We start from the raw sequence: 13,383 nt of genomic DNA, 5'->3' as shown, positions 1-13,383 counted from the left end.
TGGGGAGTTCAACCAGTAAAAAGCTCAAGCATGGCATCAAATATTACTAGCGCACCTATTACCTGGACTACCTTGCCAGTAATTTGGCGAGTTCCTTCATCGTCTTCATCACGCGATCTGCCAAATCGTAAAGCGAGGATACCTATAAAGACAATCCCTAGGATACGGAATAACGCACCAATCCATAACGGAAAGCTAGTGGTGTCAGCAACACCGAATCTGGCGAACATTTGTGTTAGACCTGTCTCCAAGGTGTCGAAAAATAATGCATACGCTGGTGTGTGCAGGGTGAAAAAACACCACGAGAGTACAGCACACAAGCCAAAAAGCAATTGTTGTCGATGGTGTTTCGATATTGCCCTCCAGTGCTGCCAAAGTAGTGCGGCTATCGTGCCACCCACACCACACACGAGTAACACCAGCCACTCGCCCATCAACATCCGGTACAGAACTAACAAGGCAACAGTCAGCCACGAAATATATTTTAGAGCAGGTGAGTCTATAAACTTGGTTCTCGCCTTGGTTCTAGGTTTATGAAGCGGAGCGCGGGTTGAGCCTAGTAGCTGTCTGGTCATAGATATCTCTCCAATAGTCCTACTTAAAATATGCCCTCCCTTCAAAAAGCGAACATTCACCCGTGAACGCGACCATAATCGCTTCATCCAATTGGCTGCTGGTATTTGAACTGCCGATTGATTTTCTTGAGTTACTATTACCTCGCTAGGTACAACAACTTCAGGCTGTTTCGCTAACATCTGATTAAGAGCAGCAATTGCTCGGTTGTAAGCCATTCGTACAGCATCAGAGGACTTACCTAGTTCTGCACCAATTGCTGCAAACTTCATCCCCTCATTTCGCTTGCTCACTATTTGTTGAGCAGTTTTGCTCAGTTGATTAGTTGCCCCGTGCAGTTTTTCTACCGATTGGTGCAATTGCTCTTCTTCATAAGGATCTTTAAGCTCATCTTCGTAGACAAGCGAAGTAGTGGCTGCAAGTTTTTCGACTCTAGCTGCTTGACCAAGCTGATTGCGTAACACTGTCCCCAATGCGCCTCGCACACAATGATAAGCCCATGATGCCAACGCATTCCCAGTGGTCAAGTCAAACGTCGTGATCGCCTTTTGGAAGCCCTCAAGCGCTGCTGAGTAAGCATCATCTGAGTCTAATCTGGGAATAGAGTTGATTTGCTTCCAAATCCATCTGTTATATCGCTCAAGAAGTTCGGCAAAGGCGCGATCTCCTAAGCGCTTTTCACTGTGCGTTAATGCTTCCTTCTTTGGAGCAAGAAGCATTTTTTGACAGATTTCAATTAAATTTTGTTCGTTTTGAACTGAAATAGCACTGTAATTAGCCATCCAACATTTCCCCCAGTGTTACTGTTGATTAGCACAAAACTTTTGTGTTCTGAAATAGATATTTCGGTGCAGAGATTTAAAAACTGGAATCACTGGGTCTAGGAAAAACTTTAGTTTTTTACCTTTTTCCCAGTTAACAACTCTGGATTACTGGTAAGTAGCAAATGTTATTGCTTACAGTAATAACATTTGCACTCTTGGGTGCAATAATTGAGTTGCTAACTATTTATCCAGCAACATGAAATTACCAGCGATTAACTCAGCCGCTATAAGGGTTTGATGCCCTTGGTTTTATTACCAATTGAAATTATGCTCAAACTCGAAACCTGCTGCAATTAGCACAGCACTGTTTTTTTAGCGTTTGTAAATGTCAAAATTTATGACTTTTGAAAACAGTAGTTGTAACCCTTAATTAACGGTTATGAATTCCTATATTAAACTATCTTAATTACTTGTCAAGCAAAATGATCACTTGATTGTTAAGATTTATTGAAGACTTATTTGCATTAGTCTAAAGCTAAAGAGCAATGAATTTTAGTAATACAAAACTCCATCTTAATTCGACAAAAACTTGTAAATATTTGGTATTTAGTGGTTAGACGACCGCACAAATTGTCATTGTCATTAGTATGCGATCGCCTACTAGCATTTACACTGTTTTTGAAGCTAATTTACCCAAAAACAGCTAGGTCTTTATAATTAAACAGTTAAAGTTTAACCTTCACTCTACTTGTTAGCTTTTGTAGTTAACTCATAGCAAAGGTTTTGGGTTCTATATTAGTAATAGAGCGCTTCTCCTTCAACTATTAATTGTTGTAATTGGAGTTAGGTTGTCTGCTCAATGAAGATTCTTTGCGTTGAATTAAAACAGTTATGTCGTGCATTAAAGCTTTTAAACTAGCAATATCTATTAGCTCGAATATATTTTCTTGAGCAAGATAATTGATATTAGTAACTAAGTTATTGTAAATCTCACCTACTGCAATGTGTTGCTGTTGTCTTTGTTTTGCTTCTTCTTCAATACTAGGGGAATACTGGAACTCACTTCTAGCTTGGTTTAGAGTATTTCTTTGCTCTGGTGATTCTAACTTGTCTTGGTTACAACTAACGGGAGCGTTCTCAAATGTTTGGGTCAATGATTCACTAGCAGTTACTTTTGGGTGTTCATCAACAATTTCAGCAGAAATACTCTCATTTACCGGCTCAACTAGCGTGTTTACTTCCCTTGATTGCTTATACTTACTAATCAGCGCATCTGCCTTGGTAAAAGTAATAGTTTCTCCAGCACGCGCACGTTCTAAAGCTTCATTCCTAGCTTCCCCAGGTATAAAAGTTCCAGTTAGTATATACAAAGCCGAAGGAGTGATATCCAAATCTTCACAATGTGAAGATTTGAAAGTCTCTGCTACCTTCATTAACTTCCAAGCAGTAGTCAAGCCCCAGCTAAATTCGGCCTTTAACCACTTACCAAACTCACCATGCTCTAGCTCTTCTTTCACCTCAATCAATTTCTGTCCAATTTCAATCGTGTCAGAAGCAGTACGCCGCATCAGACTTTTAATCTCGCTAGTGCGTCGTTGAACAACAATTCTGATCTCTGGCTCTAACATCGTATAGTTATACTCTGATAATTCATTAGATGTTTTGCTGAAACTCATGTGTATTGCTCCTCAAAGGCAATTAGGTAAAACAAATTAGTAAAATTATCGATCTCTCTAACATCAGTAAAAATGCTCAATCCGGTTCAAAACTCAATGTTTCTGCTGATGAAATCTCTACAACTCTTATCGACCTGCTCCACCTCTATTGGCTTAGACCTTAACTCAACTACTGTTTTCTTAACGACTGTCTAATACTTTTAGCTACAAAGCAGCCATTAATCAGCAGTCTAATTAGCAAGCGCTCGTTACACTTCCTCAGTCTAACTTAAAGTTGCAACGTTGCAACGTTGCACTTTTACGCCAGTGCAATCCTGTTAATGCGACAATTATTCCTCAAGTTATTTATCTGTTAAACTAGGTGGCGAAAAAAGACGACCCTAATTACGAGCAAATCCGAGCGCACGTACCACGTAACTTAGCACGGCGGTTTAAGCAATACTGCTTAGACGAAGACATTGACTACAGCGAAGGATTAGAGGAAGTCTTAGCATTTTTTTTTACCGCTTTAGATGGAGCTAACAAGAACCCGCTCAAAAAGCCGCGTTGAGAACCAAATTAGCAGGCTTAATATTTCTACTAACTGCGATTGATAGCGTCCGTAGTACGCAAGCTATTTTTTTCCTATTCGTCCTCGTATTTAGCATTGTGTTTGCTTGAACATCACTGAAAGTTTTAGCTGACATAAGGCACATACTCTCCTGGTAAGACGTTTATAAACTGGCGAGGAGCAGTAAAGCCGTCACAGCACTTTTATCCTCTCCCTAAGCTTACTTCTATTACAAGCTTAAAAAGAAATTAAAGCTTGTTTAAAAAATTGTCAACCCCCAGAAAAGTTTGTTGTTAAACTTACTTACTAGCAAAATAAGTCATATTTTTACTTACTTCGAGAAACTAGACAATGCTCTGTTTTTTGTAATAGTTAATTTTGCTTGAAACCTAGACATAGCAGTTGACTTGCAAACAAGCAAAGCTTGGTAGCTCAGAAATTAACTTAACTTATAAACTGCGCCACCTCAGAAAATAACAACTAGCTAATTTATTGAGCCACTAGCTTTAATAAATGACATAAAGCTAACAGATTGTCTAAAGATAAAAAGCTTGGTACTTCAGAAAATTACTTAAAGTTAAAACCTCACAAGCTCAGAAATATATTTCCAATAATGATTAGCTGCAACTGCCTAGCAGTAGGACGTTTGGACATTAGCTCTAGGATATAACTCAGGAATACAGTTATTAGAATAAGTTTAATAGCGCATTAGTTTCATATCTGAACTTAAACAGCGACGAAATTAACCTTAGAAACGATTTGGATATATAAATAGCCGAGAAAGTTTAGATTTGTAAAGGTTTAACGTTGCGCCTAAAAGCTCCCTTGATTGGCTTAGAGCAAGATATACTGAAAGGCAAATTGGCAAATTGACAGGGAGTAATGAGTGACTACGAAATCTCCAGCCTGATAGCATCGGCGGATCGGGCAGTTTATGAATTCAAGGATAAACATTTGTCAGGCGAACAAAAGTATATCCTTGAGCAAAGTTTGTTAGGGAAAAAGCTTGGAGAGATTAAGTTAGAAAGATATACGAATGCTTATGTCTCTAGAGGCAAAGCTCAACAACTGTGGCATTTACTATCACAAGCAATTGGTCAAAGAGTTGACAAGCGGAACGTTGCAGGCACCCTGAGAAGACTGCAAGCCAAACAGTTACGGTCGCAAAGACCAAAAAGTTCAAAAACTAAGCCTAGCAGTCAAATGGCTCTTAATGGTAGTGCGTCCAGTTCAGCACTAATGGTTGTTCCAGTAATATTATTGGATGGAGCTATTGAGAAATTGAGTAACGAACAGGAGAGCGAACCACCCCAAAGCGACCAGCCTCAACACTCCCAAGGCAGAGACACTTTATTCCCAACTACTATTAATAGTAAAGAAAGCAGATATAAATCTAAGTTAATCAAATTCCTGCGACCTGGAATAGCACTTTTAGCCTCAGTTGGAATATTTAGTATTTGGTATGCTTTATCTTGGCTAGGTAACTGGTATGGCACAAAGAGTCACTTAGCAGGTAGACTACCGCAGGCTCAGATTGCTTATAATTGGGTACTGGATATCAACCCTTGGTCGGCAGAAGCACACTATAATCTTGGTGCAGTTTACGAAGATCAACAGAATTATCAGCAAGCGCAGGTGCAATACCAGAGGGCAATAGAGTTAGGTCTATTTGGTGCTTACAACAATCAAGCACGGTTGTACCTTTTGCAAAGAAAATCTGATGCGGCTATTGCCTTGTTGCAGGTTGGTCTACCTTTAGCTCGAAACCAAGAGCCACGCATTAAGTACAGCTTTTTGAAGAATCGTGGTTGGGCGCGCCTACAACAAGGTCGCTTAGAAGAAGCCCAGGTTGAATTAACACAAGCAATTGTTTTAGAACAGGAGCGCTCTGCTGCCCACTGCCTACTAGCTCAAGTTCTAGAACGTCGAGGTGAAAAGCAACAGGCTTTGCAACACTGGGAAGATTGTCTAGCATATACCTATCTGCCCAGAACTCCTGAAGAAGACATTTGGACTCGTCTGGCGCAACAAAAATTGAAAGCAAGTTTTGGGGAACTCAATAAGTGAATACTCGCCTACCCACAGTAATATGTTTCGTTTTACTTCTTGTCGCAACACCAGTAATGATAGTTAACCAGAAAAAAGCAATAGCAAAACCTGCTAGCAATAGTTGTGTCCATTTAGGGCGATTAGTTAGCATTCGCGGACAGGTACAACTGAAGCGTCAAAACTGGTCGAACTATCGATCAACGGCAATTGGTGCAGCATTGTGTCAGGGCGATTTACTACAACCCAATCGCGGCGCTAGAGCAATAGTGCAATGTGCTGACCCTAACCAAAATTTGTGGATAGTACCTGATAACATCCCTTCAGGTGTTGCTAGTGGCTGCCACCTGCCAACCCAACCAGTCCATACAACTACCCAGCCAATTACGCCTACTCGTGACCCCTTTCTTAACCGTATTCCTTACATTATCTATCCTCATCGTACTTGGTTGCTCAGTCACAAGCCGACATTGCGCTGGACTGCTGTTCCTGGTGCAAACAACTATGTTGTGCGTGTCAGAGGTACTGGTATAAACTGGGTTCGTGAAGTTAACACAACTTCTATTGTTTATCCTGGTGAACCACCCCTCAAACCTGTAGAGGAAGGATATTTGCTGACAGTTGAAGCTGATAGCGGTGGACCACCTACCAAAGCGACTTTTGGTTTACTTGAGCGCCAACAAGCAACTTTAGTACAGGCTGCTGCCGAGCGCATCACTCAAGCAGACTTGACCCTTGAAGCACAGACTTTAGCTTTAGCAGAGCTTTATATTGGCAGAGGATTGATTGCCGAAGCTACTCAATTACTAGAAGCGGCAAAAGGTAGTCAAATACCAGCAGTTCACTACCTCCTTGGTGAACTTTATGCACAAATTGAATTATTCCCCCAAGCTGTAGCGAGTTACCAGCAGGCAAGCAAACTTGCCCTAATTAACAAAGATACTGAAGCACAGGCAATGGCAGCATATCGGCTGGCGGAAGTGTATCAGGTTTTAGGTCAAGAGGACAAAGCCGCCTATTGGTCGAAGCAGTCACGCATAGTATATAGCAAGCTGCTCTAGTCTAAGTTGTTTATAACCAATTGCCTACTAGAACGTATGATGCCCAGTAATAAGGAGCTTTATACCTGTGCAACAGATTTAGTTGAGCATCTTGCAACGCTTTGGCTTTAGTAATTGTCCCATTGCTAGATTGAGATAATTTTTGATAGAAGTTTGTCATTAGTTCGGCAGTCGAGTTATCGTTCACCTGCCATAATGAAGCTAGCGTACTCCGCGCTCCTGCCCGTACCGCTACTCCTGCCAGCCCCAATGCCGAACGTCGATCTCCACTTGCTGTATCGCAGGCACTCAGGACAAGTAATTCTATTGCGCTAGATTGTCTGCTTTCTCTAGTTTGGAGCAAGCTTCTTAATTGATTGACATTAATACTATTATCCCAAGCACGAATATATGTTTGCTCAGGGTTAGAACTGAATTGTCCGTGACTTGCTAGATGCACTACTGAAAATGGACTTTCGTTTATTTTTTTTGCCAGAGCGTAGCGTGTAAATTGTTGATTCAGCAACACTACACTTGTTGATATTCGCGATATTTGCTCTAACTCATCCTTCACTTCTGGTAGCGCAGGCGCACTAAAACCTGGGATTTTCTGTGAAATTCCCGCCGCTAACACTTTCAGATGATTATCTAGCAAAGGCTTAGGTTGTATTAGTTGCAAACTAGGACTAAGAGCTACAGCATATTTTTCTATTAAGTATTGTCTTCCATCATGCAGTGCTGCCATCGGCACTTGGCGCAAAGCACCATCTAGCACAAACACTAATGTTTTCACTCCACTGTTTTCTAGCTCCGTTTCCAGTGGTTTGAGCAACCAATTATACACCTGCTGAGACAATTTCATAAATCCTGGTCCTGCACCAACTGGCGCTTGTACATTTTGGCGCATCGTTTGCAGCAGGTCTTCGATATTTTGCTCTTGCGGTAGAGCGCTTGAATAGTGACGCAAAGGTTGATTTGCTAGCGACACAATCACCTCTATCCGGTCAGCTAAGATAATTGGATAAATAACTGCTGTTGTCGGGTCGGCGGCAGAATCAATTGCCACTGGCGATGCAGTTTGCAGGCGGCATCTTAGCAAGTTCTCTAGCTGGGCTATTTGTAGTGCTTCAACTACATCACGGGCTTGATTTAAGTTGTTCTGCTCATTTGATTGCAGCAATAAATCTACTAGCTGACGATATACAGGTTCGACACTTTCCTGAAATGAGAATTGGATGTTGGCACTACTAGCTGTCAGATCGCTGCGCAGAGATTGCAGTGTGTCTACTGCTTGGGTGTAAGCTGCGATCGCTTCTGGAACATCCCCCTGGGTTTTGAGTAGATATCCTAATTGCCATTGCCACTGATAAGTAATGTCTGTAGCATTGGTTGCTTGAGCAATTACTAGCGCCTGCTTAGTCAAGTCTTGGGCATAGGCTAGGTTTTGAGGAGATTGGTTTTGAGCTTGTGCGTACATCCCTCCCAGGTAGCCAAAAGCATAAGATTGGCTACGTCTATCACCAAGGCTACGGGCTTGTTTCTCGGTTGTAGCTAAAATCTGGGCAATTTCTGCCCACGAAGGAGCGTCATTGATGCTAGCTTTATTTAGGCAACTCAAGCTGCTAGCTAAATTTAGTCGCGCATAAGTTGTTGTTTGACTAGCAGGCAATTGTTCTAGTTTTGACTGGATCTGCTTCTGTAATTTTCCCGCGTCTGATATCGCATCAGCTTTTAGCAATACACTCATACGATTCACCTGAGATAGCACCCATATTTCTGGTGCTACCGAGCTATTTGCTGCTTGTTGATAGGATGAAGCTGCTTGTTGATAGAATTTCTTTGGCGCACCCAAGCTTGGGCTATATGGGCAGTGCCAAGGAGTTGAGTCAATTTCGCCTGCTGTGTCTTGGTTAGCTCTTGCTCTGTTTCCCCAAGCTTGAAATGTGTTGCCTAAACTGAGCAAAGCAGCACTCTCATTTTGAGGCGAAGGTAATGCCTTAGAGACTTCTAAACTTAGCTGCAACACTTTCTCGGACAGATCCAGATTGTCGAGCTTTTGCAGGACATCACCCAGGCTACGCGAACCAATTGCCTTAGTTTGCGAGTTTGGTATTTGCTCAAGAGTTTTGAGTACAGAGTCTTGCCTCTGCTGGTAGTCTTCGTTCGACTGAGTTAACTTTTGACAGTCTGTATTAGTAATGTTGAAAGCTTGTAGTAAAGTATTGCAGGCTCTTGGGTAGAAGCCTAAAGCTTGTAAAGCTTGGCTGATATTAATTCGGCTTTGAGTTATGCCATCAGGGTTTCCTACTTGAGTATAGGTATCTACCGCCTTTTGCCAAGCTTCAATTGCCTCAGAAAACTGTCCAGATTCGTAAAGTTTTTGCCCCTCGATATTTGGTTGTACTGCTCGATCTGCTTGAGTAGTTAGTGATGAGGAGTGAGAGGGTAGTGATTCTATCCCTGGCACTTGCTTAACGGACAGAGCTAGAACACTTGTCACTGTCAGCAAAGCTAACAGAACCAGTGCAATTTCTTTAGCGAGTTTTATTCCAATCCGATTGTGCGATCGCCAATTTAATCTGTTTGCTATTAGTCTTTTAGGGCGCATAGCAAGTTACTTGAGTGGAACGGGAACTGGTAGGTGTAGCGCTAACAGGTTGAGCGGTCAAAATCACCTGACCTCGCTCGTTAAGTACCCACCCTTGGGCTTCTACTATTTGAGTCGAGGTAGAGCTAATTGGGCGTGTGACCGTTACGTTAGCCGAGCGGTTTTCCTCTCCAGATTCTGCGATTGCAATAGCTTCAGCCCGCAGTGGCTCATTTGGTTGGGGTGGTAAACCGCCGCGTCCGGTGATGATAAACTCGCTCTTTTCTCTTGCCAAACTATCTTCCCTAGCTGAACAGTCTTGGGCAATTAGCCTTGAGCTATCAACAACTGTCGGTGGCAAACTCACTAATCCGTTAGTAGGATTAGTATCTAGCGTATTGATTTGCACTGTACCGTTTATCCCTAATGCTGAACTAGCAGTGATGTCACTGAGTGGAGTCAATCTTGTTCGCGATTCAATACCGAAAATGCCTTTCGCTGTAATTGCAATATTTCCACCACGACCCTCAAAAGCATTCGCTGTAATATCGCTATTCTCTAAAGCAACTAGAGTATTAGTATCAATAGTAATGTTGCCACCAGTACTGTTACCTCCTGCGGTAGCGTTAATTTGACTGTTTTGGCGTAACTGTAACGCATCTGTTCTTAATGTAATATCACCACCTGTACCTTTTGCGGTATCTGCGGCAATAGCACCCTGATTTCTTAGATTAATTGAATTAGCAATCACTTTAAGATCGCCTGCCTCCCCAGATCCATCGTTACGCACACTAACTCTTGCTCCATCATTTATATTCAATTGATTGGTCGTAATTTCTACAGAGCCAGAATTTCCAGTTAAAGCATTAGACAAACCATAGAACGGCGTAAACGCAGGATCTACTCGATTGGCAGATGAACTTATTAATGTAGGGTTCAAAGAATCAGAAACTCGACCACTAACATCTACTGAATCAGTCGCAACTATACTCACTTTACCAGCAGAACCTGATGCTAAGGTGGTGGAATCTAGTCTTCCTCCACTTTCAAGTATTAGTTGATTTGTATTGATACTTACGTCACCCGCATTACCTTGAGATGTAGCTAGAGCGCCCAGAAAACTAGGCACAAAACTATTGAAAGGGAAAGGAACTTTTACAGAACCAGATACTTTTATACTTTCAGTAGCTACAATATTAACATTTCCTCCATTCCCTAATCCAAAACTTTCTGACGCAATTGTACCTCCATCTTTGATAAAAAGTTGATCTGTAAATACTTTTAGATTTCCTGCATTTCCAGTTGCATTTGTTGATACGAAAGTAGCAACAAGACTTCTATCGACAGAGATTTGTGATGTTGACTCATCAAGATTCTGTAAAGAATTTCCATAAATATTTAAGCTTATATTTCCTCCTAACCCTTGACCGTAGGTTTCTGTGACAATTCCAAAAGCTGTTTCAATATCTAATTGCCTTGCTGAAATAGTTATATCTGCGCCTTTTCCACTAGAAAAATTTTGTGAAACAATGCCTGCTCCTAAACCATCTATTCTAGAATTTCCTAGCGTAGCCAGATTTAGGTTCATCGTCAGATCCTCTGTTGCATTTAAAGTAACGCTACTTGAATCAATGCTTCCAAAGTTTGACACCAAAATAAAAGATCCATTTGTTAAATCAATATTTTTAGCTCGTAAAGAAATACTACCATTTGCAAAACCACTTGTATCTAATAACGCTTTTTTATCTAGCTTAATGTCTTGAAAATTGGTTAATCTACCATAGTTTAAAAATATTCCAGAAGCAGTTGAATTTATCTCTACTACTCCAGAATTAACACTACCTATCTCAATTCGTCCTGAACTAGCTGTCAAGATTCCACCATCAAAATTCACATCTCCGCCAACTAAAGCAATAGTTTTCCCAGTATCTGTTCTTAAGCCATTTAAACTTTCACCCGAACCTAAGATAGGACTACCTGCTAATGGGAAAAATAAAGATAGTTTGTGTCCAGTTCCTTCTACCCTTATGGGTGCTGGCTTTTTACCGAAGCCAAGACCTATTGGAACCTCAATTGATAATAAAGGTACTGGCTGAGGATTCTTAGCATCAAATTGTATTCCACCAGATAGTTCAATACTATTCGCTGTACTACCTAAAAAAGAACTATTGATATCTAGACTAGCGTTAGATCCAAAGATAATGCCATTAGGGTTTATCAACAATAAGTTGGCATTGCCTCCTATTACACCGAGCCTCCCTAAAATGTTGGAGGGATTTGCTCCTGTTACTCGGCTCAAAATATTTTCAATACCTGTGGGATTTGTAAAATATATTCCTCTTCCTTCTCCGACATTGAACTCCTGGAAGCTATGAAATAAAGTTGAGCCTCGAATTGCTCCGCCATCAATTTGTTCGTTTAAAAGCCCATTACTACTATCACCAGGAATAACCTGAGAATTTTCTACTCCTAAAGTTCTGTCAGGAATAACCTGAGCTTCAAGAGACTCATACCCCAAGGCAAGAATTGCAAATTCAAAAGTAATACAGAATAAAAGAAGCTTATTATTAATCACGTTTGCAAACTTATTGTTTCAATGTTTAGAATACAATAACCCAGAGTTCAAAGCTGTTAATTACAAATATTTTTAACCAAAAATAATGAATAAACGTATTGTTATCACTACTTACGGGACACTAGGTGACTTATATCCTTATATAGCACTTGCAATTGAATTGAAGCAACGGGGACACAAAGTTGTAATAGCAACAAGTAAGTTATATAGCTCTAAAGTAGAGGCAGAAAATATAGAATTTCATGCTATCAGACCTAATTTTGAACCTGGGCTAAGTACAGAAGCGTTAAGGAAAGCAACTGACTCTAAAGAAGGACTAAAGTATCTTATATGTGAATTGATATTACCACATATTAAAGATACTTATAGCGACTTAATACAGGTTGTGCATGGCGCTGACTTGCTTGTGACTCAACATCTTTCTTTTGCTGGTCCGATTGTAGCTGAAAAAGCTGGAATTAAGTGGATATCTGGGGTATTAGCTCCTATTATGATTCCATCTGCCTATGACTCTTTAGTGTTGTCAGAGCTACATAATCAAATTCAATCACAATTGTTTAATCCTTTAATTAACAGTAGTATTATTAATTTGAGCAAATATTTTCTAAGCTCGTGGAGCGATCCTATAAAGCAGTTAAGACGTGATTTGGGGTTACGGCAAGTTAAAGACCCACTTTTTGAGGGTAATCACTCTCCAGAACTTGTTTTGGCTTTATTTTCTAAAGTTTTTGCTCAACCTCAATCAGATTGGCCCAAACGAACTTGTATCGCTGGGTTTCCTTTTTATGAGCGCCAAGGTGAGGCGGAACTATCTTTAGAATTATTAGAATTTCTCCGTGCTGGTTCTCCACCTATAGTTTTTACTTTGGGTTCAGCACTCGTTCGTAATGCAGGCAATTTTTATGTTGAAAGTGCAATTGCAGTTAGGCAATTAGGTTGTCGTGCTGTACTTCTTATGGGAGAAGATCGATGCAACCTACCCCAAGAATTTTTGTCGGAGAATATAGCAGCTTTTGATTATGCTCCGTACTCCAAACTGTTCTTGCACTCACAAGCTATTGTTCATCAAGGCGGCATTGGCACAACTGCGGAAGCATTAAGATCCGGTCGCCCTATGTTAGTTATGCCTTATAGTCACGATCAGCCAAATAATGCTGCTAGGGTAGAACGTTTAGGTGTAGGGCTTACTATTAGTCGTGGAGAATATAATGCCGCAAATGTTGTTGCGAAATTACATCAACTTTTAAACGAGCCGAGTTTCGCTAGACAATCTGCGGAGGTAGGACGGCAGATACAGCTAGAAAATGGTGTTCGGGTAGCCTGTGATGCAATCGAAGCTCAGTTAAGTTATTCCTAAAGAAAGTCTTAAAGGATTCTACTAACAAGCGCAGAGCCAATAGCGCGATCTCACTACTAAATTACAGTTGACGAACAAAAGCAACACTTATTAATAACAGACGAATTACCTACGGGAGAACAAGTTCCTGCCTTGGTCAATTTCATTCCAATCCCAGGGAAGTTTTCTGACAACAACCTGTAGCCTTTTATCAGAAAAGTATGTAGTTGTATCGA

8 protein-coding genes are annotated in these 13,383 nt (G+C 40.9%); 4 read left to right on the top strand and 4 right to left on the bottom strand.

Features of this window, described 5'->3' with window-relative positions; genetic code table 11:
• Nucleotides 1-8: 8 nt before the first annotated feature.
• Both SYN7509_RS0221685 and SYN7509_RS27860 read right to left on the bottom strand, forming a co-directional pair.
• Complete coding sequence (locus SYN7509_RS0221685; protein WP_028954496.1) at nt 9-1,355, bottom strand: sigma-70 family RNA polymerase sigma factor; 1,347 nt, start codon at nt 1,353-1,355, stop codon at nt 9-11.
• A gap of 806 nt (nt 1,356-2,161) precedes the next feature.
• Complete coding sequence (locus tag SYN7509_RS27860; protein WP_009631265.1) at nt 2,162-3,013, bottom strand: DUF3102 domain-containing protein; 852 nt, start codon at nt 3,011-3,013, stop codon at nt 2,162-2,164.
• 361 nt (nt 3,014-3,374) lie between these two features.
• Between SYN7509_RS27860 and SYN7509_RS0221675 the strand changes: the two genes are divergently transcribed.
• The 3 genes from SYN7509_RS0221675 to SYN7509_RS0221665 all read left to right on the top strand — a co-directional run bounded on the left by SYN7509_RS0221675 (nt 3,375) and on the right by SYN7509_RS0221665 (nt 6,670).
• Complete coding sequence (locus SYN7509_RS0221675; RefSeq protein WP_009631264.1) at nt 3,375-3,563, top strand: hypothetical protein; 189 nt, start codon at nt 3,375-3,377, stop codon at nt 3,561-3,563.
• Nucleotides 3,564-4,445: 882 nt separating this feature from the next.
• Nucleotides 4,446-5,630 carry a tetratricopeptide repeat protein gene (locus SYN7509_RS27855; RefSeq protein ID WP_009631263.1) on the top strand — a complete coding sequence of 395 codons (1,185 nt, stop codon included), beginning with the start codon at nt 4,446-4,448 and terminating at the stop codon, nt 5,628-5,630.
• Nucleotides 5,627-6,670 carry a tetratricopeptide repeat protein gene (locus SYN7509_RS0221665; protein WP_227501574.1) on the top strand — a complete coding sequence of 348 codons (1,044 nt, stop codon included), beginning with the start codon at nt 5,627-5,629 and terminating at the stop codon, nt 6,668-6,670. The genes SYN7509_RS27855 and SYN7509_RS0221665 overlap by 4 nt, the downstream gene beginning before the upstream one ends.
• A 10-nt stretch (nt 6,671-6,680) precedes the next feature.
• Here the strand turns inward: SYN7509_RS0221665 and SYN7509_RS0221660 are convergent, their stop codons facing one another.
• Nucleotides 6,681-9,257: a CHAT domain-containing protein gene (locus SYN7509_RS0221660; protein ID WP_028954495.1), complete on the bottom strand. Its 2,577-nt coding sequence runs from the start codon at nt 9,255-9,257 to the stop codon at nt 6,681-6,683.
• Nucleotides 9,247-11,811, bottom strand: a complete 2,565-nt coding sequence (locus SYN7509_RS26715; RefSeq protein WP_051482665.1) for a two-partner secretion domain-containing protein — start codon at nt 11,809-11,811, stop codon at nt 9,247-9,249. The genes SYN7509_RS0221660 and SYN7509_RS26715 overlap by 11 nt, the downstream gene beginning before the upstream one ends.
• Nucleotides 11,812-11,896: 85 nt before the next feature.
• Here SYN7509_RS26715 and SYN7509_RS0221650 point away from each other — a divergent pair, with 85 nt between their 5' ends.
• Nucleotides 11,897-13,168, top strand: coding sequence for a glycosyltransferase (locus SYN7509_RS0221650; protein ID WP_009630454.1), 1,272 nt, complete (start codon nt 11,897-11,899; stop codon nt 13,166-13,168).
• Nucleotides 13,169-13,383: the final 215 nt, after the last annotated feature.

This window comes from Synechocystis sp. PCC 7509 (assembly GCF_000332075.2).
Classification (GTDB): Bacteria; Cyanobacteriota; Cyanobacteriia; order Cyanobacteriales; family Chroococcidiopsidaceae; genus Aliterella.
This window is presented reverse-complemented; position numbering and strand designations above follow the sequence as displayed.